The sequence below is a fragment of the Cupriavidus sp. 01L46 genome (assembly GCF_056399905.1).
Genome location: NZ_JBFTSF010000007.1, coordinates 1 through 26,216 on the forward strand (window position 1 = coordinate 1; position 26,216 = coordinate 26,216).

At 68.1% G+C, this 26,216-nt stretch carries 18 protein-coding genes; 3 read left to right on the top strand and 15 right to left on the bottom strand.

Annotation, left to right across the window (positions count from 1 at the left end):
• The 8 genes from AC1DS3_RS02500 to AC1DS3_RS02535 form a co-directional block, all read right to left on the bottom strand.
• A partial coding sequence (locus tag AC1DS3_RS02500; RefSeq protein ID WP_477126629.1) for a branched-chain amino acid ABC transporter permease occupies positions 1–712 on the bottom strand: 712 nt, incomplete at its 3' end.
• 179 nt (positions 713–891) lie between these two features.
• Positions 892–2,100: an ABC transporter substrate-binding protein gene (locus tag AC1DS3_RS02505; protein WP_477126630.1), complete on the bottom strand. Its 1,209-nt coding sequence runs from the start codon at positions 2,098–2,100 to the stop codon at positions 892–894.
• A 95-nt stretch (positions 2,101–2,195) separates the two neighbouring features.
• A complete protein-coding gene (locus AC1DS3_RS02510) occupies positions 2,196–2,921 on the bottom strand; it encodes an ABC transporter ATP-binding protein (protein WP_043350837.1) in 726 nt (241 codons plus the stop codon).
• Between the two features lie 9 nt (positions 2,922–2,930).
• A complete protein-coding gene (locus AC1DS3_RS02515) occupies positions 2,931–3,707 on the bottom strand; it encodes an ABC transporter ATP-binding protein (RefSeq protein WP_441635796.1) in 777 nt (258 codons plus the stop codon).
• Between the two features lie 392 nt (positions 3,708–4,099).
• On the bottom strand, positions 4,100–5,800 hold the full coding sequence (locus tag AC1DS3_RS02520) for a GMC family oxidoreductase (RefSeq protein WP_441635798.1): 1,701 nt from the start codon (positions 5,798–5,800) through the stop codon (positions 4,100–4,102).
• 170 nt (positions 5,801–5,970) lie between these two features.
• On the bottom strand, positions 5,971–6,918 hold the full coding sequence (locus AC1DS3_RS02525) for a lysophospholipase (protein WP_477126631.1): 948 nt from the start codon (positions 6,916–6,918) through the stop codon (positions 5,971–5,973).
• 50 nt (positions 6,919–6,968) lie between these two features.
• Positions 6,969–7,469: a Cu(I)-responsive transcriptional regulator gene (cueR, locus tag AC1DS3_RS02530; RefSeq protein ID WP_441635802.1), complete on the bottom strand. Its 501-nt coding sequence runs from the start codon at positions 7,467–7,469 to the stop codon at positions 6,969–6,971.
• Positions 7,466–9,937: a heavy metal translocating P-type ATPase gene (locus tag AC1DS3_RS02535; RefSeq protein WP_441635804.1), complete on the bottom strand. Its 2,472-nt coding sequence runs from the start codon at positions 9,935–9,937 to the stop codon at positions 7,466–7,468. The genes cueR and AC1DS3_RS02535 overlap by 4 nt, the downstream gene beginning before the upstream one ends.
• Before the next feature lie 261 nt (positions 9,938–10,198).
• Here AC1DS3_RS02535 and AC1DS3_RS02540 point away from each other — a divergent pair, with 261 nt between their 5' ends.
• Positions 10,199–10,411, top strand: a complete 213-nt coding sequence (locus AC1DS3_RS02540; protein WP_441635806.1) for a heavy-metal-associated domain-containing protein — start codon at positions 10,199–10,201, stop codon at positions 10,409–10,411.
• A 66-nt stretch (positions 10,412–10,477) separates the two neighbouring features.
• Here the strand turns inward: AC1DS3_RS02540 and AC1DS3_RS02545 are convergent, their stop codons facing one another.
• From AC1DS3_RS02545 to AC1DS3_RS02560, 4 genes are all read right to left on the bottom strand, one after another.
• On the bottom strand, positions 10,478–11,206 hold the full coding sequence (locus AC1DS3_RS02545) for an OmpW/AlkL family protein (protein WP_477109312.1): 729 nt from the start codon (positions 11,204–11,206) through the stop codon (positions 10,478–10,480).
• 230 nt (positions 11,207–11,436) lie between these two features.
• Entirely contained in the window at positions 11,437–12,396 is a 960-nt protein-coding gene (locus tag AC1DS3_RS02550) for a delta(1)-pyrroline-2-carboxylate reductase family protein (RefSeq protein ID WP_441635810.1), read from the bottom strand.
• Between the two features lie 97 nt (positions 12,397–12,493).
• Complete coding sequence (locus AC1DS3_RS02555) at positions 12,494–13,498, bottom strand: aldo/keto reductase (RefSeq protein ID WP_441635812.1); 1,005 nt, start codon at positions 13,496–13,498, stop codon at positions 12,494–12,496.
• Positions 13,499–13,610: 112 nt separating this feature from the next.
• Complete coding sequence (locus tag AC1DS3_RS02560; RefSeq protein ID WP_441635814.1) at positions 13,611–14,522, bottom strand: LysR family transcriptional regulator; 912 nt, start codon at positions 14,520–14,522, stop codon at positions 13,611–13,613.
• 175 nt (positions 14,523–14,697) lie between these two features.
• Here AC1DS3_RS02560 and AC1DS3_RS02565 point away from each other — a divergent pair, with 175 nt between their 5' ends.
• On the top strand, positions 14,698–16,242 hold the full coding sequence (locus AC1DS3_RS02565; RefSeq protein WP_441635816.1) for an MFS transporter: 1,545 nt from the start codon (positions 14,698–14,700) through the stop codon (positions 16,240–16,242).
• A 55-nt stretch (positions 16,243–16,297) separates the two neighbouring features.
• On the top strand, positions 16,298–17,224 hold the full coding sequence (locus AC1DS3_RS02570) for a LysR family transcriptional regulator (RefSeq protein ID WP_441635818.1): 927 nt from the start codon (positions 16,298–16,300) through the stop codon (positions 17,222–17,224).
• Here AC1DS3_RS02570 and pbpC read toward each other — a convergent pair whose 3' ends face one another.
• Genes pbpC through AC1DS3_RS02585 form a run of 3 tightly spaced genes read right to left on the bottom strand, consistent with a single transcriptional unit; the run spans position 17,225 to position 26,147 of the window.
• Positions 17,225–19,426 carry a penicillin-binding protein 1C gene (gene pbpC / locus AC1DS3_RS02575; protein ID WP_477126632.1) on the bottom strand — a complete coding sequence of 734 codons (2,202 nt, stop codon included), beginning with the start codon at positions 19,424–19,426 and terminating at the stop codon, positions 17,225–17,227.
• Entirely contained in the window at positions 19,423–20,124 is a 702-nt protein-coding gene (locus tag AC1DS3_RS02580) for a lysoplasmalogenase (protein WP_441635822.1), read from the bottom strand. Before AC1DS3_RS02580 ends, pbpC begins: the two co-directional genes overlap by 4 nt.
• On the bottom strand, positions 20,121–26,147 hold the full coding sequence (locus AC1DS3_RS02585; RefSeq protein WP_477126633.1) for an alpha-2-macroglobulin family protein: 6,027 nt from the start codon (positions 26,145–26,147) through the stop codon (positions 20,121–20,123). Before AC1DS3_RS02585 ends, AC1DS3_RS02580 begins: the two co-directional genes overlap by 4 nt.
• Between the last annotated feature and the right edge of the window lie 69 nt (positions 26,148–26,216).

The following is a 26,216-nucleotide window of genomic DNA, read 5'->3' on the forward strand; positions in this document are numbered from 1 at the left end:
CCACCACCGCGAACACGATGATGATCAGGTTCTGCCCCATCAGCGGCGAGATCTGGATCACCGGCGCAGCCAGCACGCCCGCAAACGCCGCCAGCGCCACGCCGAACCCGTAGGTCAGCGTCACCATCAGCGGCACGTTGACGCCAAAGGCTTCAACCAGCTTGGGGTTCTCGGTGCCGGCACGCAAATAGGCGCCCAGCTTGGTCTTCTCGATCAGGTACCAGGTGGAGAAGCACACCACCAGCGAGGCAGCCACCACCCAGGCCCGGTAGTTCGGCAGGATCATGAAGCCGAGATCCGTGGCGCCGCTCAGCGCCTCGGGCGCCGAGTACGGCAGCCCCGACACCCCATAGATCGAGCGGAAGATGCCTTCGATCACCAGCGTGATGCCGAGCGTCAGCAGCAGGCCGTAGATATGGTCGAGCTTGTAGATCCAGCGCAGCATGGTGCGCTCGATCACGATGCCGATCAGCGCCACCGCCAGCGGCGACAGCACCAGCATCACCCAGTAGTTGAGCCCGGCGTACTCCATGCCCATCCAGGCCAGGACCGCGCCGAGCATGAACAGCGCCCCGTGGGCAAAATTGATGACGTTGAGCAGCCCGAAGATGACCGCAAGGCCGAGGCTCAACATCGCATAGAAGGCACCGTTGACCAGTCCCAGCAGTAACTGGGACAGCATGGCGGGCAGAGGAATACCGAAGATGTCCATCGCAGGCGTTACCGTTTGCGCACCAGCCGGGATTCGTCGTTCCCCGCCAGGCAGGCGCTGTCAAAATGAAGCGAAGAAAGACACTGGCCCCCGCTCCCGATCCCGGTCAACATGCAACGGTCCCGGGCGGGGGCGCCATACCTCAATCAACTCAACGCAACTTAACTCAGTTCACACGCTTACTTCTTCATCATCGCGCACTTCGATTCCGCCACCGTGGTGAAAGCCTGCTCACCCGGGATCGTGGCCACCACCTTCAGGTAGTCCCACGGCTTCTTCGATTCGGCCGGCGACTTCACCTGCATCAGGTACATGTCGTGGATGCCGCGGCCGTCCTGGCGAATGTAGCCCTTGGTGTAGAAGTCGTTGATCTTCATCTTCTTGAGCTCGGCCATGACCTTGTCCGGATCATCCGTCTTGGCTGCCTCGACCGCCTTCAGGTAGGTATGCGCGGCGGAGTAGTCGGCAGCCTGCAAGCTGCTCGGCATCTTCTTCATCTTGGTGAAGAAGCGCGCGGCGAACTTGCGCGTATCGTCGTTCATGTCCCAGTACCAGCTGTCGGTCATCAGCAGGCCTTCGGTGTTCTTCAAGCCCAGGCTGTGGATGTCGTTGATGAACATCAGCAGGCCAGCGATCTTCATCGTCTTGGTGATGCCGAATTCCTTGGCCGCCTTGATCGAGTTGATGGTGTCGCCGCCGGCATTGGCCAGGCCCAGGATCTGCGCCTTGGACGATTGCGCCTGCAGCAGGAACGACGAGAAGTCGGAGGCCGACAGCGGATGGCGCACCGAGCCCACCACCGTGCCACCGTTGGCCTTCACCACGGCCGCGGTATCGTTTTCCAGCGAGTGGCCGAAGGCGTAGTCGGCGGTCAGGAAGAACCACGACTTGCCACCCTGCTTGACCACCGCGCTGCCGGTACCCTTGGCGAGCGCCACCGTGTCATACGCATAGTGCRCGGTGTACGGCGAGCACTCTTCGTTGGTCAGGCGCGCCGAGCCGGCACCGATATTGAAGTAGACCTTCTTCTTCTCCGAGGCCACCTTGTTCATGGCCAGGCCGGTAGCGGAATTGGTGCCGCCGATCAGCACGTCCAGGCCCTGCTGGTCCATCCACTCGCGCGCCTTCGAGGCGGCGATGTCGGCCTTGTTCTGGTGATCGGCCGAGACCAGCTCGATCGGCTTGCCCAGCACCTTGCCACCGTTGTCCTCGATTGCCATCTTGATGGCTTCGAGGCCGCCCGGGCCGTCGATGTCGGCGTACAAGCCGGACATGTCGGTGATGTAGCCGATCTTGACGGTATCGCCCGAGACCTGCGCCGATGCCGAACCCATTGCCACGCCCGTTACGATTGCCGCCAGAGCGACCGCCAGCCGAGTCATCTTCATTGTCTGTCTCCTTAGTTTCGGCGGCACCTGACGCCACCCGTTCCTGCCCTAAAACAATGCCTGCGATTCATGACAGCGCCGCGCGCCGATTCGAATCAGACCCCAAGCAGCTCGTTCAGCACCGGCATCTTGGCCTGCAGCTCCGCAGCCGCGAAGCGCTCGACGATCGTGCCGTGTTCCATCACATAAAAACGGTCGGCCAGCGGCGCGGCAAAGCGGAAGTTCTGCTCCACCATCACCACCGTGTAGCCCTTTTTCTTGAGCATCAGGATCATGCGCGCCAGCGCTTGCACGATCACGGGCGCAAGGCCCTCCGAGATCTCGTCGAGCAGCAGCAGGTTGGCGCCGGTGCGCAGGATGCGCCCGACGGCAAGCATCTGCTGCTCGCCGCCCGACAGGCGCGTGCCCTGGCTCTGGCGGCGCTCCTTCAGGTTGGGGAACATCTCGTAGATCTCGGCCTCGCTCATGCCGGTGACCGCGCTGGTGCCCTGCCCTTTCAGCAGCGGCGGCAGCATCAGGTTTTCCTCACACGACAGGCTGGCGAAGATGCCCCGCTCTTCCGGGCAATAGCCGATGCCGCAGTGCGCGATCTTGTGCGTCGGCATGCCGATGGTCTCGGTGCCGTTGACGCGGATCGAGCCCTTGCGCTGGCCGGTCAGGCCCATGATGGCGCGCAACGTGGTGGTGCGCCCGGCGCCGTTGCGGCCCAGCAGCGTCACCACCTCGCCGGCATTCACGGTCAGGTCCACGCCATGCAGGATGTGCGATTCGCCGTACCAGGCGTGCAGGTCCTTGATTTCTAGTGCGGGCGTTGTGCTCATCCTGGCTCCTCAGTGCGCGCCCTGCAGTTCAGCCTCGACGGTGCCCATGTAGGCCTCCATCACGCGCGGGTCTTTCGATACCTCGGCGTACGGCCCCTCGGCCAGGATCGCGCCGCGCTGCAATACCGTGATCTTGTCGGCGATCGACGAGACCACGTTCATGTTGTGCTCCACCATCAGGATGGTGCGCCCCACCGCCACCTTGCGGATCAGCTCGGTGACGCGCGCCACGTCTTCGTGGCCCATGCCCTGGGTCGGCTCGTCCAGCAGCATCATCTCCGGCTCCATCGCCAGCGTGGTGGCGATCTCGAGCGCGCGCTTGCGGCCGTACGGCAGGTTGACCGTTACCGTCTGCGCCACATCGGTCAGCCCGACCTGCTCCAGCAGTTCCATGCCGCGCGCGTTCAACGCGTCGAGCGTGCCCTCGCTGCGCCAGAAATGATAGGAAGTGCCAAGTTGCCGCTGCAGCCCGATGCGCACGTTCTCCAGCACCGTCAAGTGCGGGAACACGGCAGAGATCTGGAACGACCGGATCACCCCGCGCCGGGCGATCTGCGCCGGCTTCTCGCGGGTGATGTCGATGCCGTTGAACAGGATCGTGCCCGTGGTCGGCTCGAGGAACTTGGTCAGCAGGTTGAAGCAGGTGGTCTTGCCGGCGCCGTTGGGGCCGATCAAGGCATGGATGGAGCCGCGCCGCACCTTGAGGTTGACGTCGCTTACCGCGGTGAACCCCTTGAACTCCTTGGTGAGGTTCCGCGTCTCCAGGATCGTTTCTTGCTGATTCATGGTCTCCTGCCCGCCCTCTTGCTGCGGCGCCGGCTTCTGGTCGGCACCGCCAAATGGTCAGAACTGTGGTGCCAGTCGCACCACCACCGCACAGGTCACGCCAATCCAGTTGCGCTCCCCGTGGCTGTTGCGGCTCTCGCGCCGCTTGTATTTATTTACCGCCTTTATTGCTGCCTGGATGTCCGCCGTGCGCGCCCGTCCCGGAACGCGCGACGCGCCCTTGTGGGGGCGCGCCAATGTGAGCGGTGCTGCACGGCATCTCGGCGTCTATTGTGTGCGTCTGCTGCGTCGCAAAACATCCGGGTTTGCACTGATTATGAAACATGAACCAGATGTCAGGTTGGTGTCAGGTTCGCCGCGCGTTTGCCGCGCGTCCACGGCAGGCGGCGTACTCAAGCCTGGGTTGTGGCTCCCGTTTTGATGGCCTGTGGAGCCCCCGCAGGGGAAACAGCACCGAGCGCGGCCCCTTGCCCCACGCCGCTCGCGCGCCGGCGCCGGTCCTCGCGGATCATGTCGCTGGCGCGCTCCGCGATCATGATGGTCGGGGAGTTGGTGTTGCCCGAGGTGATCAGCGGCATGATCGATGCATCGACCACGCGCAGGCCATCGATGCCGATCACGCGCAGGCGCTGGTCCACCACCGCCTGCGGGTCATCGGGGCGGCCCATGCGGCAGGTGCCCACCGGATGGAAGATGGTGGTGCCGATCTCGCTCGCGGCCTGGGCCAGTTGCTCGTCGGTCTCGAACGCCGCGCCCGGCAGCCATTCCTGCGGCTTGTAGGGCGCGAGCGCGGGCGAGGCCACGATGCGCCGCGTCAGCCTCAGGGAATCCGCCGCGACCTTGCGGTCGGCGTCGGTCGTCAGATAGTTGGGCGCGATCACCGGCGCGTGGCGGAAATCCGGATCGGCGATGTGCACGCTGCCGCGCGAAGTCGGGCGCAGGTTGCACACACTGGCCGTGAACGCATTGAAGCGATGCAACGGATCACCGAACTTGTCGAGCGATAGCGGCTGCACGTGGTACTCSAGGTTGGGCCGCGCATACGATGCATCCGAGCGCGCGAAAGCGCCGAGCTGGGACGGCGCCATGCTCATCGGGCCGCTCTGGTTGACCGCGTACTGCAGGCCGATGCCAAGCTTGCCCCACCAGCTTCCCGCGCGCGTGTTGAGCGTGCGCACGCCCTCCACCTTGACCACGCTGCGCAGCTGCAGGTGGTCCTGCAGGTTTTCGCCCACGCCGGGCAAGGCATGGCGCACCGCGATGCCCGCCGCCTGCAGCCGCTCGGGCTGGCCGATGCCGGACAGTTCCAGCAACTGCGGCGTATTGACCGCGCCCGCCGCCAGGATGACCTCCTCGCGCGCGGCCACCGTGAATGGATTGCCGCCGCCGAGATAGTCCACGCCGGTGCAGCGGCGTCCCTCGAACGTCAGCGCGCTCACCTGGGCGCCGGTGACGATCGTCAGGTTCGGCCGCTCCGCCGCGCGGCGCAGGAACGCCTTCGCGGTATTCCAGCGGATGCCGCGGCGCTGGTTGACCTCGAAATAGCCCACGCCAAAGTTGTCGCCGCGATTGAAGTCATCAGTACGCGGGATGCCGGCCTGCTCGGCGGCATCGATAAAGCGCTCCAGGATGTCCCAGCGCAAGCGCTGCCCTTCCACCCGCCATTCGCCACCCGCGCCGTGGAATTCGTCGCCGCCGCGATGATGGTCCTCGCTGCGCTTGAACAGCGGCAGCACATTGTCCCAGCGCCAGCCATCGTCGCCCGTCAGGCGCGCCCAGTCGTCATAGTCTTCGCGCTGCCCGCGCATATAGATCATGCCGTTGATCGACGACGAGCCACCCAGCACGCGGCCGCGCGGGTAGCCCAGCGAGCGGCCGCCCAGGCCGGCTTCCGCCACGGTGCGGTACATCCAGTCGGTGCGCGGGTTGCCGATGCAATACAGGTAGCCCACCGGGATGTGAATCCAGTGGTAGTCGTCGCGCCCGCCGGCTTCCAGCAGCAGCACGCTCACCTCGGGATCCTGGGTCAGGCGGTTGGCCAGCACGCAGCCGGCCGATCCGGCGCCGACGATGATGTAGTCGTAAGTCTCCATGCTTTCTCTTGTCAGGCCTTGCGCCACGTTTGGAACGGTTGATGATGAGTCCGCGCGGGAACATCCCGCCAGGATGGCAAATGCATGCATCCATGCGCGGCATGCCGAGCTTGGGCCGTGGCTGCGTGCAATGGTTCAGCTGACGGCAGCCAGGCGCACATCATGCACGCTCACRCCGCCTGCGGCTGCAGATGCTTGCGCAGCCAGCCGGTGAGCGCGGCCAGCACCTCGCCGCGCAGCGGCTGTGCMTCGTTGAAGATCTCGTGGTAGCCGGTGTCGAACCAGAGCGCGTCGCGCAGGTCGGGCGGCGCGTTGTCGAAGAAGCGGCGGCTGCCGGCCGGGTCGACGATGCGATCGTCGCCCGCCACCAGCATCAGCATGGGCGCTTCCAGCATGGGCGCGTCGGTCTGCGCCTGCGCCATGCCGCGCAGGAAGGTCTCCAGCACGCCGGCGCTGATGGTGCCCTGCACCAGCGGATCGGCGCGGTACTGCGCCACCACCGCGGCGTCGTGCGACAAGTAGCGCGCATCGATCGGGTTGGGCACGCGCAGGCGCGGCACCAGCGTCAGCAGCATGCGGTGCAGGGCCAGCATCGGGGCGGACAGCCTCAAGGCCAGCGCCGGCGATGACAGCACGAGCGCGCGGATGGGCCGCACGCGCGCGGTGGCGAAGCGCGCGGCCACCAGCCCGCCCATGCTGTGCCCCAGCAGGAACGGCAGCTCCTGCCACTGGCCCACCGCGGCGTCGTGGATTTCGGTGAGGTCTTCGACGAACACATCCGGATGCTCCGCCACCATGCGCGGCCCGCCGCTGGCGCCATGGCCGCGCTGGTCGTAGGCGCGCACACGCAAGCCCAGGCCGCACAGCAGCTCCGCCACGTGCTGGTAGCGGCCGCAATGCTCGGCCAGGCCGTGCACCAGCAATAGCGAACCGGCGGGCTCCGGGAACAGCTCGGGATCGGGCTGCCAGGTGCGCAAGAACAGTTCGGTGCCGTCACGCATGCGCTGGCGGCTTTCGATAGGAGTGACGGGCCGCGCGGGGGCCTCCTCGGCAGGGCCGGCGCCATCGGCGCCGATGGCGGCCGGCTCGGCGCAAGCAGCGGTACTCGGTCGATCCATTCGGTTGATCTCCATCTGCGTTCCGCTACGATGCCGCCGGCCTTTCCTGACTAGGAGGCCGCGGTGCTGTCCTCGCCGTGGCGATGGCAGGCCGGCACCGCGCCATTGCTGCTGCCGCCCGTTTCCACTTCCTCCGGCGCCAGGCCATATCCCGCCTGCGCCATATCGGCGAGGATCGGGCAGTCGGGCCGTGCATCGCCGCTGCACGCCTCGGCCAGCTGGCGCAGCGTGTCGCGCATGGCGGCAAGCTCGGCAATGCGCTGCTCCAGGTCCGCCACGTGGCGCAAGGTAAGCGCCTTGACGTCGGCGCTGGCCCGCGCGCGGTCGTGCCACAGCGACAGCAGCCCGCGTATCTCGTCCAGCGAGAACCCGAGATTACGGGCACGCCGCACGAAGCGCAAGGTGTGCACCGCGCGCTCGTCGTAGCGGCGGTAGCCGCCCTCGCTGCGCGGCGGTGGCGCCAGCAGGCCGATGGACTCGTAGTGCCGGATCATCTTGGCGGAGACGCCGGAAGCCTGTGCCGCATCGCCGATATTCTTGCCCATATTCATGCTTGCTCTCCCGCCGGCTTCCAGCGCCGCAGCAGCAGCGCATTGCCGACCACGCTCACGCTGGAGAATGCCATGGCCGCGCCGGCCACTACCGGGTTGAGCAGGCCGGCCGCCGCCAGCGGGATGCCGATCACATTGTAGAAGAAGGCCCAGAACAGGTTCTCGCGAATCTTGCGCACGGTGCGGTGCGAAATCGCCAGCGCGTCGGCCACCAGCGCCGGGTCCCCGCGCATCAGCGTGATGCCGGCAGCATGCATGGCCACATCGGTGCCGGTCGACATGGCGATGCCGACATCCGCCGCGGCCAGCGCCGGCGCATCGTTGATGCCGTCGCCCACCATCGCCACCACGGTGCCGCCCGCCTTGAGCCCGTTCACGCGCTCGGCCTTGTCGGCCGGCAGTACTTCCGCCTGCACCTCGTCCAGCCCCAGCGTCTGCGCCACGCGCGCGGCGGCGCCCTGGTTGTCGCCGGACAGCATCACCGTGCGCACGCCAGCGGCGCGCAGCCGCTCGATCGCGCGCCGCGCGCCAGGCTTGATGGCGTCGCCAAAGGCAACCAGCCCCACCACGCGGTTTTGCGCTGGCGACGCATCCCGCGCGCCGGTCTCGATCAGCCAGGACACCGTGCGGCCCGCTTGCTGCAGTGCCTGCGCCTGCGCTTCGAGCGTACCCGCCGCTGCACCAAGCGAGGCGCGCAGGCGCTCGCTGCCAAGCTGCAACGCCACGCCATCGACCTTGCCGGACAAGCCCATGCCGGGCAATGCACGCACATCGGTCGCCGTCGGCGCGTGGATGCCGCGCGCCCGCGCCGCTGCCAGCACCGCGTGCGCCAGCGGATGCTCGCTGCCGGCCTGCAGCGCGGCCAGGCTGGCCAGCAAGCGTGGCTGCGCATCGTCACCGGCACCCGCCGGCACCGCCAGCGCCACCACTTCCGGCTTGCCCACCGTGAGCGTGCCAGTCTTGTCGAAGGCCACCACCTTGACCCGGTGCGCCACTTCCAGCGCCTCGGCGTCCTTGATCAGGATGCCGGCGCGCGCACCCGCGCCGGTGCCCGCCATGATCGCGGTCGGCGTGGCCAGGCCGAGCGCACACGGGCAGGCGATCACCAGCACCGCCACCGCGTTGAGCAAGGCCGCCTCCCAGTTGCCGCCGAACAGGCCCCAGCCTAGCAACGTGACCAGCGCGATGCCCAGCACCACCGGCACGAACACCGCGCTCACGCGGTCGACCATGCGCTGGATTGGCGCCTTGGCCGCTTGCGCGTGCTCGACCATGCGGATGATGCGCGCCAGCACCGTCTCCGCGCCCACCGCCACCGTGCGCGCCACCAGGCGGCCTTCGTAGTTGATGGCGCCGCCTGTCAGCAGCGCGCCGGGCTCCTTGGGCACCGGCAGGCTCTCGCCGGTCAGCATGGATTCGTCCGCATGGCTGCTGCCTTCGATCACCTTGGCATCCACGGGCACGCGTGCGCCCGGCAGCACCACGATCTCATCGCCGACCCGCACCGCGCCCAGCGGCACGCTCACCTCGGCGCCATCGCGGCGCACGATCGCGCTATCGGGGCGCAGCGCGGCCAGCGCGCGGATGGCGTCCGCCGTCTGGCGCTTGGCGCGGGTTTCCAGCCACTTGCCCAGGCGCACCAGTGTGATGACCACCGCCGCGCTCTCGAAGTACAGGTGCGGCATATCGTCCGCGCCACGCCACATCAGCCACAAGGACAAGCCGTAAGCCGCCGAGGTGCCGAGCGCGACCAGCAGATCCATATTGCCCGCGCCCGCGCGCACCGCCTTGAAGCCAGCCTTGTAGAAACGCCAGCCAAACACGAACTGCACCGGCGTGGCCAGCAGCCACTGCACCCAGGCCGGCAGCATCCAGTGCACGCCGAACCATTCGGCCACCATGGGCGCCACCAGCGGCAACGATAGCGCCGCCGAGATCGCCACCGGCCATGGCCCGGACCAGAAGCCTTCGCCAGGCACCGCCCCAGCCGGCAATTCGCCGGTGACCGGCACCGCGCCATAGCCGGCGCGCGCCACCGCAGCGGCCAGCGCCTCGGCATCCACGGCACCACGCAGCACGGTCACCTCAGCCTGCTCCGTCGCCAGGTTGACCTGCGCATCCACCACGCCGGGCACGGCTTTCAGCGCCCGCTCGACACGGGCCACGCAGGAAGCGCACGTCATGTCTCTGATGGACAGCGTCATGGCCTGGTGCGGCACCTCGTAACCGGCAGCCCTCACGGCCTCGGCGGCGGCCGGCAGCACGGTTGCGCTATCGGCCTGCAGCGTGGCTTCTTCGGTGGCGAGATTGACGGCGACCTGGCGCACGCCAGGCACCTTGCCCAGCGCGGTCTCGACGCGCCGCACGCACGAGGCGCACGTCATGCCGCCGATCGGCAGCCGCCATTCGGAGGCCGGCGCGCCTGCTGTGGCGCCGGGTACGGGAAGGAGTTGGGAGTGAGCGGGCATGGCAGGGATCGGGTCCACAGTGATGACAACCACATCATGGACCTTACCATGTTGGGAAGGTCAAGCCCGCACGCAAGCAATGCATTCAGCATGTGCCGCGCGCGAACGTTCGGAAAAGGCCTTGCGCTTCCCACAGTGGGAAGGTGCAAACTTCAGGGGTAGACCGAAGTCCGGCCCGGCCAGCGCAGCGATAGGTACGCTTTTTGGACGGCCGGGCGCTTGCCTTGATTCCGTATCCCAGGTACCAACAGGAGATTCCAGATGATCCAGTTCCAGGTTGAAGGCATGTCGTGCGGCCATTGCGTCGGCGCCATCACCCGCGCCGTGCAAGCGCTCGATCCCGCCGCGAAGGTGTCGGCCGACATCCCCGCGCAGGCAGTCACGGTAGAAGCCGCCGCCAGCGGCCAAGCACTGCGCGAAGCCATCGAAGCTGCCGGCTATCCCGTCAAGGGCAGCACCCAGGCCGCGGGCTGAGCCGGCAGCAGCACAAAGCAAAACGGGCGCCAGCAATGGCGCCCGTTTTGTCGTCTGGCGAGCCGCTTAGAAGCGGTAACCGACGTTCAGGTAGGTCACGACCGGATCGATCTTGATCTTGGTATGCGACACAACGGTAGCATTGCCTGCCGCACCCGCGTTCTGCGTGGTGAGCGTGGCCGTGCTGGACAGCGGCAGGTAGGACACCGACAGGCCAACGAACCAGTTATCGGTGACGGCGTAGGTCGCGCCGACATTGAACACCGGATTCCACGAGCTCTTGGCGCTCGCCGTCATCCTGGCGTTGGGACCAAATTCGGAGCGCACGAAAGTCTGGTTGTTGATGGTCTCGTCGGTGAACCACGTGTAGTTCACGCCAAGGCCCACGTAGGGGCGGAACTTGGTTTTCGCTTCCCCGAAGTAGTACTTCACAAGTACCGCCGGGCTCCATTGCTTCACATTGCCCAGCGTGCCGTATTTGGCAAACGTGCCAGCCCCCTCTACGTCGTGCTTCGGCGGGATCCCCGCCACGATTTCGCCTGCGATATTGTCGGTAAAGAAATGCGTGAACGCGATGCCAAGCGTATCCGCGGACTTGATCTTGGCACTCGTGCCGGCTTTGGTCTGGTTGACGGGGAAGCCACTGATGCTATCGACGACCAGCGCATCGGCCGAACTCGTCGGCATCACGCGGAACCAGCCCAGGCTGACAATATTGCTGCCGGCGCTCTGCGCTTGCGCGGCGCCAGCAATTAGCATGGCTACGCTGGCCAGCAGGATCTTCTTGGGGGACATGCCTCTTGCTCCTTATTAACTCTCTACCCGAGGCAGGCATTATCCCGTCTGGTGTGACCCGCCTGTTTCAAACGCTTAACACTTTTGTAGAAGCCCGCCCCTAAATCACGGGTTAACCATTAAAAACGCAGGCAAACGAGCCAAACCGGCCAGGCAAACCGTATGCAATTTGCGACGCTCGCCGGCTCAAAAACCTACTGCACGGTATAGGCCTACTCGCTGCAAGGGAATTACGCAGTGCCGGCGCTCGCCAGCACGCATGCCGCGAGATCCCACAGGGCATAGCCGACACTCTTGAAGACCAGCGGGCTGCCGCGGCGAGCGCGCAGTGCGTCCGCGGCGAGAATGGCGTGCTCGAACGGCTGCACGGTGGACCAGGCGATGCCCGCCTGCAGCAGGTCGCCCGCCTCCTCCTCGATGCCGAACAAGGTATCGGCCAGCAGCCGGCCGTGCGCCGAGGCCGCCTGGCAAAGCGCCGGGGGCAACTCGCACATCTCCGGGCGGAACGCGCCCACCGCGGCGATGAAATGATCGTCGCGCCACAGGCCGCTATCCAGGTCCGGCAGCACCGGTACCAGGCTGGACGTCACCGTCACCACCATCGACACGCGCGGCAAGACGGCGCGCACGTCATCCACCGTCTGCGCCTCCACGCCCAGCGTGCGCGCATGCGCGGCGAGGGCTTCGGCCTTGGCGGTCGTGCGCGAATGCAGCCACACCCGGCGCGGCGAGAGGCCGGCGGCAAAGGCTTCCAGATGGGTCAGCGCCTGCACGCCGGCACCGATGATCAACAGCTCGCCAGCGGGATCCGGCGCGAAGCTCTGCGCCGCCAGCAGCGACACGGCGGCGGTGCGCCGGCCCGTCACGGTCGGCCCGTCCAGCAGCGCCAGCCGGCGTCCCGTATGGGCGTCGGCCACCACCACCTCGCCGAGGATGTTGGGCAAGCCGCGTTGCGGATTCCCGGGGTGCACGGTGATGTTCTTGGTCATCACCAGCTCCCGGTTGCGCGCCGGCATCACTAGCAGCGTGCCTTCCCCGCCGGCGGGGTCCCCCACAGGCAACGCAATGCGCGGCGGCGCCATGGCCGTGCCCGCGCGCAGCTCGGCCAGCATGGCGGCAATGGCGCGGGCCAGAGCGGGGTAAGGCAGGCGGGCCGCGGTCTGGGCGGCGTCTAGCAGGGCAACGGACATGGCGGGTGACTCCGGAGGCGGTTCGCGATGCTGGATTATCGGCGAACTCGCCGCCGGCCTCCCCCCACGCTCTACTGGTTCAGCCGATTCAGCCGGTTCAGCGCGCCAGCAAGGACATCACCTGCCCCGGATAGCGCGTACCCGCTACTGCGTCCACCGGGAACACGGTATCGATGGCCGCCATGTCGGCCGCGTCCAGCACCACGTCCAGCGCGCCAAGGTTGTCGTCAAGGTTGGCCACGCGCCGCGTGCCGGGGATCGGCACCAGCATGTCGCCACGCGCCAGCACCCACGCCAGCGCCAGTTGCGCCGGGCTGCAGCCCTTCTCGCGCGCCAGCGCGTTCACCTTGTCCACCAGCACCAGGTTGCGCGCGAAGTTCTCGCCCATGAAACGCGGGCTGGAACGGCGGTAATCGTCCGGCGCGAAATCCTCAGGGCTGCGGATGGCACCGGTCAGGAAACCCCGGCCCAGCGGGCTGTATGGCACGAAGGCAATGCCGAGCCGCTGGCACGTAGCGAGAATGCTCTGCTCCCCACCCGCCTCCACGTCGCGCGTCCACAGCGAATACTCGCTTTGCAGCGCGGTGATGGGATGCACAGCATGCGCGCGCTCGATGGTCTGCGCACCGGCCTCCGACAGTCCCAGCCAGCGCACCTTGCCCGCCTTCACCAGTTCCGCCATCGCGCCCACGGTTTCCTCGATGGGCACCTGCGGATCGACCCGGTGCTGGTAGTACAGGTCGATATGCTCCACCCCGAGCCGCTTGAGGCTGGCGTCACAGCTGGCTCGCACATACTCGGGCCGGCCATCCACGCCGCGCGCCACCGGGTTGGCGGCGTCGCGCACGATGCCGAACTTGGTCGCCAGCACCACGCTGTCGCGGCGATCCGCGATGGCCCGGCCTACCAGGCTTTCATTGGTGTACGGGCCATATATATCAGCCGTATCGATAAAATTAACGCCTTTATCTATAGCGTGATTGATAGTGCGAATAGATTCGGCGTCGTCATGCGCGCCGTAGAACTCGCTCATGCCCATGCAGCCCAGGCCAAGCGGGAATACCTGTGGGCCATGCCGGCCCAGCTTGCGTAGTGCGGTCATGCGGAACTCCTTGGTTGAGGAACCTCGGCAGTATCGCCAAGGCCGGGGCGCGGAAACAGTCGGCTGCGCTGCATGCGTCATGAAGCACAGCTTCACAATCCGGAGGCCCTTTTTAGCTGGACACAGTGGGTTCTGATCCCGGGTTCTCCCGGCGGGACAGGAAGTCAACCAGCACCCGCAGCTTAGGCAGCATGTGCCGGCTCGATGGCCACAGCATCCAGAATGTGCCTTGCACCACGTTGTACGTGTCCAGCGCCGTCACCAGGCGCTGGTCGCTCAACGCCTCCTGCGCGACGAAATCCGGCACGTAGCAAATGCCCAGGCCGCCGATCGCCACGGCCAGCACGCCTTCGATGTTGTTCAAGGCGAACGTGCCCGGCAAACGCACTTCCTCGTCACCGGCATCTTGCGTCAATACCCAATCCTGGAGTTTCCCGCTGGAGGGAAAACGATAGCGCAGGCAAACATGCTGCTCCAGGTCCTTCGGCCGCCTGGGCATGCCACGCCGCGCAAAGTAGTCCGGCGCGGCGCAAACCACCTGGCGAAAAGGCCGCAGGCGCCGCGCCATCAGCTGGGAATCCACCAGCGCGCCGCTGCGGATCACCAGGTCGAAGCCCTCCTCCACCACGTCCACCATGCGGTCGCTGAAATCCAGGTCGAACTCGATCTCCGGATAGGCGGCGCAAAACGCAGCCAGGTCGGGCAGCAGCAGGCGATAGCCGATTGCCGGCACGCTGATGCGCAGCCGGCCGCGCGGCGCCTCCCGCAGCCGCGACAACTCCAGTTCCGCGTCGTCGATTTCCTCGAGGATGCGGCGGCAGCGCTCGAAGAAAAGCGCRCCCTCATCCGTCAGCCGGATCTGCCGCGTGCTGCGGTGAAACAGCCGGATGCCRAGCCTGGCCTCGAGCCGCATCACGCTCTTGCCGATGGCCGATGGCGAGACACCAAGAAGCCGTCCCGCCGCGACGAAGCTCCGGGTCTGCGCCGCGCGCACAAAGGCGTACAGGCCACTAAGACTATCCATGACGATCCATGCCGCTTCATTAGAGAATTATTGTCCATTAAACACGGAAATCCAGGTGCTTTAAGACGTATTAAGGCCATCCTATCATCAGTCCACTTTCGCGAATGGCCATAGCCACGTGACATCGGCGGCAGCAACATGCGACCCCCGCCCCGCCCTCCAAACCGGACTCCCGATGCCCAAACCTGCACCTGACGCAGCGCGCACCACGGCGCAAACACTGTTGATCCTTGGCGCGGTCTGTCTCGCCGCGCTGGCCATGCCCCTGAGCTTCACCGGCCCGGCGGTAGCCCTGCCAGCGATCGCCGCCGATCTCGGCGGCAGCCCCATCGCGCTGAACTGGGTCACCAACGCCTTCATGCTGTGTTTCGGCAGTTGCCTGATGGCGGCCGGCGCGCTGGCCGACCGCTTCGGGCGCAAGCGTGTCTTCCTCGCCGGCATGGCTGGCTTTGCGCTTAGCTCGCTGGCCCTCACGGCAGCGCCCGACATCGCCTGGCTGGATGGCCTGCGCGCAGCGCAAGGGGTGGCTGGCGCCGCCGCCTTCGCCGGGGGCATGGCAGCGCTGGCGCAGGAGTTCGAGGGGCAGGCTGCAACCCGCGCCTTCAGCTTGCTGGGCACCACGTTCGGCGTGGGACTCGCCTTCGGGCCGGTGCTGGCGGGATGGCTGATCGGGCAAGCCGGCTGGCGCGGCGTCTTCCTCAGCGCGGGCGCGATCGCCGTTTGCGCAGTGGTGCTGGGCGCACGCTGCATGCGCGAGTCGCGCGACCCCGCCGCCAGCGGGCTCGACTGGCCGGGCGCGGCCACCTTTACCGGCGCGCTGACCTTGTTCACCTACGCCGTGCTGCGCGCGCCGGACAGCGGMTGGGGCAGCTTGCCGGTGGTCTTGCTGCTGGCCAGCGCTGCCGTGCTGATGCTGGCGTTCGTCATGATCGAGCAGCGCGTGCGCGCGCCTATGCTGGACCTGTCTCTATTTCGCTATCCGCGCTTTGTCGGCGTGCAATTCCTGGCGGCCGCGCCCGCGTATTCGTACGTGGTATTGCAAGTGCTGCTGCCGGTCCGCCTGATCGGCATCGAAGGCTACAGCGCGATCGAAGCCGGCCGCACGATGATTGCACTGTCCGCACCCATGCTGGTGGTCCCGCTGCTGGCCGGCCATCTGACCCGCTGGCTCTCGGCCGGCCTCATCTGCGGCTTGGGCTTGCTGGTGTGCGCCGGCGGCCTGCTATGGCTGGCCCAATACGCACCGGGCCAGCCGAGCGCCGGGCTGGTGCTGCCCATGCTGGCGATTGGCCTTGGCATCAGCCTGCCCTGGGGCCTGATGGATGGCCTCGCCGTCAGCGTGGTGCCCAAGGAGCGTGCGGGCATGGCCACCGGCATCTTCAGCACCACGCGGGTGGCGGGTGAAGGCATTGCCCTGGCCATCGTCGGCGCCATGCTTGCCGGGCTTGCCCAGTCCAGGCTGCACGCCATCGCCACTGCGCCCCCGGCCACGCTGGCGCAGGCCGCTCAGCGGCTCGCCATGGGCGACCTGCCCCGCGCCATGGCCCTGCTGCCGCAGGCGAGCGAGCAGGCACTGGTGCAAGGCTATGACGATGCCTTCCGCCTCCTGCTGTATATCCTCGCCGCGATCACCGTTGCGTCGGCGGCGTTGGTCTTCGGCTTGCTTAGCCATTCACGGTTGCCGCATCTGGCGGCATCCGCGCCAGAAGCCTTGCGCTAGCGACGCGCCGCCGCACGCCTCGCGGCAAGGCGCGCCATGCTACCCTCGCCGCACTATGAAGCCTGACGTCTCCCTTGACCCCGACCTGCTGCCCGCCATGGCCGCCTTCGTCCGCGTGGCGCGCCTGGGCAGCTTCACCGCCGCCGCCGCCGCGCTGGCGGTGAGCCCATCGGCCATCTCGCAGACCATCCGCCAGCTTGAGCAGCGCCTGGGCGTACGCCTGCTGCAACGGACCACGCGCCGGGTCGGCCTGTCCGAAGCCGGCGCCGCGCTGCTGGCTCGCGTGGAGCCCGCGCTGACGGAGATCGCGGCCGCTGCCGACGACACGCGCCAGCAGCGCGAAATGCCCGCCGGCACGCTGCGCATCACCACTTCGTACTCGGCTGCGGCCACCGCGCTGCAACCGGTGCTGGTGGAGTTCATGCGGCTCTATCCGTCGATCTGCGTCGACGTGGCCGTCGACGACCGCTTGACCGACCTGATCGCGGAGGGCTTCGATGCGGGGCTGCGCCTGGGCGAAGCGCTGCAGCGCGACATGGTGGCGATTCCCATCACCGGCCCGATGCGCATGGTGGTGGCCGGCACGCCGGACTACTTCGCGCGCCGTGGCAAGCCCAAGCTGCCGCGCGACCTGCAGGCGCATGCCTGCCTGCACTACCGCTTCGGCCCCGCGGGCCAGGTCTATCGCTGGGAGTTCATGCACGCCGCGCGCCAGGCCACGGTCGATACCGGCGTCGCGCTGATCGCGAATGACAAGGCCCTGCTGCACCAGGCCGCGCTCGCCGGGCTCGGGCTGCTTTACGAGTTCGAGGCCTTGCTGCGCGCGCCTCTCGCCTCGGGCCAGCTGGTCACGGTGCTGGACGACTGGCTGCCGCCGTTCGATGGCTTCTACCTCTACTACCCGGGCCGCCTGCTGATGCCGGCCAAGCTGCGCGTGTTCGTCGACTTCCTCAAGGCGCGCGCACCGCTCGCGCCGGCGTGATCAGCGGCGCGGCGCCTTGGCTACGGCGCCGCGCACTTCGATGCCGATGCGGTCAACCACCTTGCCCGCAGCATCCAGCAACTCCACCTCGTGCCGGCCCGGCCAGGGCAGCCAGGAAAGCTGTCCGCCGCGCCCCAGCGGCTTGCCGTCGATGCGCCAGCTCACGCGTTGCGCGGTCTGTCCGCTGACGCCCTCGGCATGAAACCAGACACGCTGCGCCGCCGGCGGGATATCGGGATCAAGCGCGAACACAGTGCCGTCGGCAGGGCTGGCGATGGCGGCGACGCGATCCTTGGTGGCACGCACGCTATCCGCGCTGGCTATGTTGACAACGCGCATGGCGGTACCCGCGAGGAAGACCTCATCGCGCGCGGGCTCGAGATCATCGGCGAAGCGCAACGCCACACGCTCCACGCCGGCAGGCATGGCCGGCGCCACGCTCGGCACCGAGCGGTGCAGCGCCTCCATGATCTCGTGCCACACTGGCGCGGCGCCGGATACGCCCGAAACCTCATGCATGCTTGCGCCGCTGGCGTTTCCCACCCACACGCCAACCGTGTAGCGCTGCGACCAGCCCACGCACCAGTTGTCGCGCATGTCCTTCGACGTGCCCGTCTTGACCGCGGTMCAGAAGCGGGTGGTCAGCGKGCTGTCCAGGCCAAACGTGCGCGCCCGCGCATGGCGATCCGACAGCACGTCGGCAACCAGGTAGCTCGCCGCGGGCGACATCACCGCGCGCATTGTCACCGGCGGCGCATCGGCGCGCAGCCGCGCGCCCGCAAAACGCCCGCCGTTGGCGAACGCGCGATAGGCATTGGTGAGCGCGACCAGCGGCACATCGGCGCTACCCAGCGCAAGGCTGTAGCCGTAGTAATCGCCCGCCTGCGCCAGCGGCAAACCGAGCGCGGTCAGCCGCTGGTGAAAGCGATACGGCGTGACCATCACCAGCGTGCGCACGGCCGGCACGTTCAACGACGACGCCAGCGCGGCCCGCATGCTCACCCAGCCCGCATATTGCCGGTCATAGTTCTGCGGCACATAGAGGCCTCCGCCGCCGCCCGTGGGCAGGTTGACCGGCCGGTCGTCCAGCAGCGACGCCGTGGTCAGCCGCCGCCCCTCCAGTGCCTGCCCATAGAGGAAGGGCTTGAGCGTGGATCCCGCCTGGCGCGGCGCCCCCGCGTGGTCGACTTGCGCGGCCGCCGACAACGCGCCCGACGAACYCACATAGGCCAGCACGTCGCCACTCGCGTTGTCGATCACCACCACCGCGCCGTCTTCCACATTGCGCCCGGCAAGCTCGCGCAGATGTCGATCCAGGCTCGCCGTGGCGATGCGTTGCAGGCCGGCATCGAGCGTGGACGTGATGGTGGCAGGCATCGGGCCAGCGCCGCGGGCTTGCGATACCAGCAAGCGCGCCAGATGCGGTGCGAGGTTCGGCGTGAGGCCCGGGGTCGATGTTGTGCCCGCGGTGCTGCCGCTGCTGCGCAGCAGCGCCAGTTGCGCGAAGCCGTCCAGCCCATCGCATGCCTTGGGCAATTGCTGCTCGCGCAGGATGCCGCACGCGCGCTGCGCCACCTGCGGCGCACGCGCGTTGGGCGCACGCACCAGCGCCACCGCCAGCGCCGCCTCGCGTGCATCCAGGCCACTCGGATACTTGCCGAACAGCGCCTGCGACAGCGCGGACAGGCCGACCAGCTCGCCGCGAAACGGCACCAGGTTGAGATACGCCTCGAGGATCTGGTCCTTGCTCCAGTTGCGCTCCAGTGCCGTTGCGCGCACGGCCTGCGCCATCTTCTGGCTCACGCTGCGGCCGCTGTCGGCTCGCCGCAGGTCCTCGTCGAGCAAGCCGGCGAGCTGCATGGTCAAGGTGGAGGCGCCGCGCGTGCGCGTGTTCCACAGGTTGGCCCACGCGGCGGCGGCAACGCCCTGCCAGTCCACGCCGCTGTGTGCATAGAAGCGGCGGTCCTCCGACAGCACGATCGCCGTGCGCACCGCGGGCGATATCTCCGCCAGCGTGACCCAGTCGCCGCGGCGCGCACGGAAATCGTCGCGCACGCGGGACAGGGTTTCGCCATGGCGGTCGAGCACCACCACATCCGCGCTGCGCCAGCTGGCGCGCACGCTGTCGAAGGACGCAAGCGCATACGCGGGCGCGCAGGCCACGCAGGCCAATACGGCTACCGCGCGCAGGCCCGTGTTCATTTGTCCCGCCCGGCAGCCACGCCGGCCACCAGCAGCACTTGCGCGGCCGCGTAGGTCCACCAGATGCCGAGTGCAAAGGTATCGAACGGCACGAGGAACCGCGCGGTGCCGAGCAATCCGTCGGACACGGCGAAACACAACGCACCGATTGCCGCCAGCGGCGTCGGCAGTTTCGCCAGCAACGCGGCGCAGGCCATCGCCGCGAGCGCGCCGACATAGACCGAGACCGGCACCGCCAACGTGCCCAGATTGGGCCAGAAGCGCGCGAGCATCACGCCGGCCGCGCCCACGACCACACCGCAAGCAATCAGGCGATGCGCGCGCCCGTCGCCCGCCATGGGCACGAACAAGCCAAGGTAAGCAAAGTGCGCGATCAGGAAAGCCCCAAGGCCGCCGATGAAGGAGAACGACAGCCACGGCATCGCCAACAGAAAGTCCCCCAGCGCGGAGAACAGCAGCGCCGCCATCAGCCAACGCCGCTCGCGGCGCAAGGGATGGAAGTGCGCGGCGCGCACCAGCAGCAGCGCCATGGCGGTCTTCCACAACGGCTGGAAGGCGATCTGCCCGTTCAACGGCGCGCCGGGCGGCGAGTCCATCGCGACGGTGACCAGCAGGCCGCCGTAGACCAGGCCGGCCATCGTGCCGGCCAGCCACCACTCGCGCACCCGCGCGGGCATCATCATTGCAAGCCAGCTCAAGGGCGTGCTCCTACGGTCAGTCTGGCATTGGGTTGCGCGCCGAATACATCCGGCGCGTACATCGCCTCTACCCGGGTGGGCGGCAAGGCGAACTCGCCGGCATTGTTCAGGCGCACGGTGTATTCCACCGTGGCACTGCCGCGCGGCATGTAGGCGTAATACTCACGGAAGGCCTGCGGCGTGCGCTCGGTGAACGCCGGCCATGCGCCCTTGCGCCGCTCGCCGCGCGTGGCGATCTCCGAGTCGCGCCCGAGGCCGCTGCCGAGGATGGTGGCGCCRGCGGGCACCGGGTCGCTCACCACCACCCAGGTCATGTCGGCCTGCGCATCGATCTCCAGCTTCACGCGGTACGTGTCGCCGCGCGACCACTTGCCCGCCACCGCCTGCTCCACCGCCGTCACGCTGCGCGTGATGCGGTAGCCCGCCGAGAGCGGCGCGGCGAGCGGCACCGCCGCCAGCGCCCGCACCGTGGCCCAGGGTTTGCCGGCGCCTTGCTGCACGGCCTGCAGCGTGGCGGATTCGCCAGCGCGTGGCCACGGCAGGCTGATGCTGCCGCTTGCCACGCCATCCACCTTCCCGGCGCGCGCCCAGTCGAAGCTGCGCGATGCATCGGCCACGCCTTCCAGCGTCACGCGCGTGGCGCCCGACACCGGCGTCTTCTCGAAGGCTTGCGCAAAACGCGTGATCGCCAGCGAGCCCCAGGCGTTGGCCGTGGTCGTGCCCCAGGCGCCGCGCATCTGCCGGCCGAGCAAGCCGGTAGCGAGTTGCGCGCTTTCGTCCTTCCAGCCGGGCAGGTCGAGCGACAGCGCCAGCAGGCGCGCGGCGTTGAGATCGCCGCCGCTCATCAGCCACCACCAGTTGTCGTCGCGCTCGGTCGAAAACGCCAGCCGCGTGCCTTGCACGGTCAGCCGCGAGCGCAGGATCTGCTGCGCTTGCGCGAGGCGCTCGTCGCCTTGCGGGATATCCTGCACGCGCGACAGCACGGCAATCCAGTCGAGCAGCGCGGAGGTGGGCCACTGCGCCGGCAGGATCTGGATCGAGCCCAGCATGCGCGCCTGCGCGTGCCCGCTGCGCGAGAGCGCCTCTAGCGCCGCCAGCTTGCGCACTTCCAGGTCTTGCGTCGGTGCCCAGCGTTCGCGCTTGATGCGGCCTTCGATGAACGCGGCCAATCCGCTTTCCATGCGCGCCCGCGATTCGTCGGGCAGGCGCAGCGGCAGCCCCGCGCGCACGGCTTCGTCGGACACGGCCAGCAGGTAGGCGGTCAGCACCTCACTGCCGGCGTTGCCGTCGTTTTGCAGCGGGAAATACGAGGCCAGCCCATCGTTGTCGAGATAGCCGGGCAGCTGCGTAGCCAGTGCATTCCACTGCGCCGCATCGCCCAGCCCGATCGCGCGCGAGGCACGCTGCTCCAGGCACGAGAACGGATAGTCGCGGAACCACGCGCGCACGCCCGGCATGCCGCCTGCCAGCGAGGCTTGCAGGTTCACCTGCAGGCCACCGCGAGGCTGGCCCGCACCATCGGCCAGCGCACCCTGCGGTGCGCGTACCGGCACCGACAGGTTTGGCGCGAGCTGCGCCAACGTGGCTTGCTGCACGGTAAGCGGCACCGCCGGCACCAGTTGCTGCGAGAGCTTGACGCGGTCGCTGGCGCCGCCCGTCCTGCCGGCCTCGGTCGCTTCCACCTCCCACTGCACCGTGCCGTCCTGGGCCGGCGAGCCCGCCGGCAACAGCGGCGCGGCCACATCCCAGCCGATCTCGCGCGATTCGCCCGCGGGAATCTCCACCGTCTGTGCAGCCAGCGCCTGCGGCTGCACGGATTGTCCCGGCGGGCTCACGCGCGCCACGGCCTGCACCGTCATCGCGCGCTGCGTGGTATTGCGCAGCGTGAACATAGCGCGATAGCGGTCTTCCTCGCGCACCAGCGGCGGCAGTCCCGAGATCAGCTGCAGGTCCTGCGTGGCAGCAATGGTGGCGCTGCCGTTGCCGAAGCGGCCCACGCCCAGGTCGGCCACGGCCACAATGCGGAATCGCGTGAGCGAATCGTTGAGGGGCACTGTCAGCGTGGCGCGCCCTTCGCCGTCTAGCTGCACGCGCGGATTCCACAGCAACAAGGTATCGAACAGCTCGCGCGTCGGGCTCTTGCCGCCGCCGCCGCCGCCGCCCGCCGGCACGGCCTTGCGACCGTAGTGGCGCCGGCCGATGATTTCCATCTGCGCGGTAGCGGTCTCCACGCCATAACTGCGCCGGCGCAACATGGCGTCGAGCAGATCCCAGCTCGTGTTAGGCATCAGCTCCAGCAGTGCTTCATCCACCGCGGCAAGCGCGACTTCGCCATTGGCGGCAGGYTTGCCGTCGGGCAGCTTCACCTGCACGGCTACCTGCGCCTTGCCGCGCACGGGGTAGCTCGTCTTGTCAGGCGTGACCTTCACATCGAGCCTATAGCCGTCGTTGCCCACGCGGATCTCCGCCAGCCCGAGGCGGAATGCCGGCTTGGACAGGTCCACCAGCGCGCTCGGCGCGGCATACTCGCGGCCCTCGCTGCGAAACGCCTGCCACCACTCGGTCGGCTGGCGCCAGCCCCAGGTGAAGAATGAATACCAGGGCACCTCGCGCAAGCGCCCGCGCAACGCCAGCACCGACACATACACATTGGGGCCCCACTCCGGCCTTACCTTGACCCGCACCGTGGGATCGCGCCCGTTGAGCTCCACCACGCTGGTCTCCAGCACCCCCTCGCGCTCCACCGCCACCAGCGCGGTGGCATGGCGGAATGGCATGCGTACCTGAAACACGGCGGTCTCGCCTGGCGCGTAGGCCTTCTTCTCGGGCAGCAGGTCGATGCGGTCGTTGTTCTCGCCGCCGAACCACAGCTCGCCCTGGCGCGTCACCCAGACCGAGGTGGCAGCCTGCGATACGCGTCCCGCGTTATCCCGGGCCTGCGCGATCAGTTCCACCTGGCCGGCCTCGGGCAACGTCACGTCGCATTGCATACGGCCTTGCGCATCGGTACGGCCCTCGCACACGATGCCCAGATCCTTGTTCTCGTTGCGGTTGTCGTAGCGATAGAAGCCGCCCACCACACGCTTGCGCACCGAGCTGGTGATGCGCACCTGCGCGCGCAGCGAGATCGGCACGTTGGCCTGCGGCCGCCCCTGGGGATCGAGCGCCACGGCATGCACGGGAAGCTTCTGCCTGACCGAGACCCAGCTCTCCGTGCGGATGCCGGCTACCACGCCCGCCGGCCACATCGGCACCGTCTGGCGCAGCGTCTGGATCTCGCCGTTGGGATCGGCAAAGCCCGACTCCACCACCAGGTCCTTGGGTGCGTCGAGCCTCGGCATGTTCTTGAGGGTGAGCGTGCCGCCGCCGTTCTTGTCGAGCTTCAGCGGCAGTTTGTCCGCCACCAGCTTCTGCGCATCGTCGCGCTGCGTATTGCCATCCTCGCCCTCGTCCTCATCGCCGCTGCTATCCTTTTGCGGCTTGCGCGGGGCGGCGAAGGCATAGCTGTCGTAGTCGGCAAAGCGCACGTACTTGTCGCGCAACAGCGCCGACACCTGCACCGGCAAGCCTGCCGCGCCGCCACCCGAGACGTAGTGCACTTCCAGGTTGAGCGGCACCTCCGCCGGGGCTACCAGCGCCCCGCCGCTGCCGGCCTTGAGCGTGCCCGCGAGCACCGGCAGGCGGAAGGCCTCGACGCGGAAACTGCCGCTGTCCAGCACACGGTCCTTCGCATCGCTGAACGACACCGTATAGACGCCCAGCTTCGCCGCGGCGGGAATCGCGAACGTGCTTTCGGCGCTGCGCCCACCGGTAGCGGTGCTGCGCCATTGCACCGGCTGCTCGTAAGTCTGGCCGCTGCCTTCATGCCGGATGACCAGCTTCTCCGGCAAGGGATCGCCCGCGCCCGGCAAGGCGAAGCCATTCGCCGTCTCGGTGCGGATCATGTGCTTCATCGACACGGTCTCGCCGGCACGCAGCAAGGTACGGTCGAAGATGGTGTGGACGCGCACGTCCGGCACCGCGCTGGTGTCGGTCGGCACATTGAAGCGCCAGCTCTCGATGCCCCGGTTCCAGTCGGACATCACGAAGGCCATGTCGGCCTGGCCGCGTGCCTGCGGATGGTCCGCGGCGATGCGCGCCGAAACGAAATAGCCCGACAGCCCGGTGTCGTCGCAACTGCGCTCGCGCACGTCGTCCAGGCCGTTGAAACGCGCCAGCCCGGCGGCATCGGTGCGGCCCGAGGCCAGCAGCTTGCCGCTGCAATCGCGCAGCGCCACCGCGGCGTTGGCCACCGGCTTGCCGTCGTCGAGCGTGGTGACCCATGCCAGCGCGGTCATCTTGCCGGGGCCTCGCGCGAGCTTGAAATGCACGCCGAGGTTGGTCACCAGCGCGGCGGTGCGCACGTACATGGGTGCCGGCTTGCCAAGCAGCGCCTCGCCCAGCATCGGCGACGCGATCTCCACCACATGGAAGCCGGCTTCGGGCAGGGGAATGCCGACCACCTCGAACGGGCGTGGCACCTTGCCGCCCGGCTCAACCAGTTGCGGGATGGCGAGCTTGCGCGCGCCGGCCACGCCATCGAGCAGCGAGATGGAGCGGGTCTCGATGGCAGGCGCATTGCGCGGGTTGTTGACCGCGGACGGCGAGCGGCCGGCGAGAATGGCATCCAGCTCGCCGCGCGTCCAGCTGCCTTCGTGCAGCCGGCGAACCAGCCCGTACCAGCGCAGTACCGCGCCGTCGTCGTCCACCTTCAGGYGGCGTACCGTGCCGGCTTGCGCGCGCACGCCTTGCGCCGGCAGGTCGGCCTCGACATTGCGCAGCGTCACCGGCAGCAGCGCCGGATAGTCGGCCGCTGGCTTGCCCTTGGGCAGCTCGCCAAAACGCTCGAGCACGCCGAACGGCGCGGCCGAGAATTTCGCCAGGGGCGGCATCGCGGCCATGCTCACCTTGAGCGGGAACAGCTCGGCATTGGACAGCACGCGGCCGCTGTCGTCCTTCAGGCCAGCGGGTACAGACAACGTGAACTCGGCCTTCTCGGCAAAGGGCGGCTTGAAGCTGACACTGCTGACGGGCGCGTCGCGCGCCGCTTCCGGCTCGAACTGCGGGGCGCGCGGGCCTTTGGGCGTATTGAGCAGGATATGCTCGGCGTCCTTGCGCGAAATCGGCGCGGAGAACGACAACGAGATCGGCCGCAACGGCGTGCAGGGCGACTGCGCGCGCTCTCGCTCGCAGGTAAAGCTCGCGGTGAAGGGCTCACGCACGGTGTAGTCGAAGCGCCGTTCATCGCGCGTGGCCAGCCCCGAAGGCGTGGCGATGCCGCTGCCCAGCACCAGTTGCATGCGCGCGCCGGACGGCAGGCGCTGCTGGCAGGCCAGCAGGTGGACGGAATCCGCCTCGTCGGCCTTCAGCTTCCAGTGCAGCGCGCCCAGCACGGCGTCGCGCTCCTTGCCGGCAACGAGACGCACGGGGATGCGCTCGCCCAGGCCCTGCGCCTGGCACCAGGCGGCGTTGCGCACCGAGTCGGCGGTGGCCGGGCCGTTGAAGCGCAGCGCAAAGACCTGGTCCTCTTCGATCTCGCCGCCGCCGGGACGCGCGGAGACCACGGTGGGCCCGCCGGTCTCGAAGCGATACTCCGGCTTGCCGGTGTACGCCTTGCCGGCCTCGCTCTTGAGGCCGGCCGCCATGCGCACCGTGCAATTGACGCCCGGCGGCAGGTCGCGCGCAAAATCGAATGCCCAGTTCTTCGCGTCGATCCAGCGTGCCTGTCCGGTGATCGCGCTGCCTTTGCAGGACACCGTGGCGGGCGGGCTCGCCTGCAGGTCGCCCAGCGGCACCATGGCTTCGTCAAAGCGGATCGCCACCTGCCGCACGCGAGCGACCTCGCCCTCCGGCGAGAAACGGACCACCTGCGCGGCCTGGCCGGAACCCGGCATCGTCGCCAACATTGCCTGCAGGCAGGCCGCGGCGGCCCACCAGTACCCACGTCTCTCACGCTTGTCCATCCGCGCGACGATCTGCGTCATCCTGCCCCTCCCGATTACGGCACCCGGCGAGGGTGACATGCGCCGATGGCAAGCGCAAGTCCGCGCGCG

Excerpts from the sequence above, each read along its gene's own strand:
- AC1DS3_RS02510 (WP_043350837.1), bottom strand. The coding sequence starts at position 2,921 with ATGAGCACAACGCCCGCACTAGAAATCAAGGACCTGCACGCCTGGTAC.
- AC1DS3_RS02515 (WP_441635796.1), bottom strand. The coding sequence starts at position 3,707 with ATGAATCAGCAAGAAACGATCCTGGAGACGCGGAACCTCACCAAGGAG.
- cueR (WP_441635802.1), bottom strand. The coding sequence starts at position 7,469 with ATGAATATGGGCAAGAATATCGGCGATGCGGCACAGGCTTCCGGCGTC.
- AC1DS3_RS02535 (WP_441635804.1), bottom strand. The coding sequence starts at position 9,937 with ATGCCCGCTCACTCCCAACTCCTTCCCGTACCCGGCGCCACAGCAGGC.
- AC1DS3_RS02540 (WP_441635806.1), top strand. The coding sequence starts at position 10,199 with ATGATCCAGTTCCAGGTTGAAGGCATGTCGTGCGGCCATTGCGTCGGC.
- AC1DS3_RS02545 (WP_477109312.1), bottom strand. The coding sequence starts at position 11,206 with ATGTCCCCCAAGAAGATCCTGCTGGCCAGCGTAGCCATGCTAATTGCT.
- AC1DS3_RS02550 (WP_441635810.1), bottom strand. The coding sequence starts at position 12,396 with ATGTCCGTTGCCCTGCTAGACGCCGCCCAGACCGCGGCCCGCCTGCCT.
- AC1DS3_RS02555 (WP_441635812.1), bottom strand. The coding sequence starts at position 13,498 with ATGACCGCACTACGCAAGCTGGGCCGGCATGGCCCACAGGTATTCCCG.
- AC1DS3_RS02570 (WP_441635818.1), top strand. The coding sequence starts at position 16,298 with ATGAAGCCTGACGTCTCCCTTGACCCCGACCTGCTGCCCGCCATGGCC.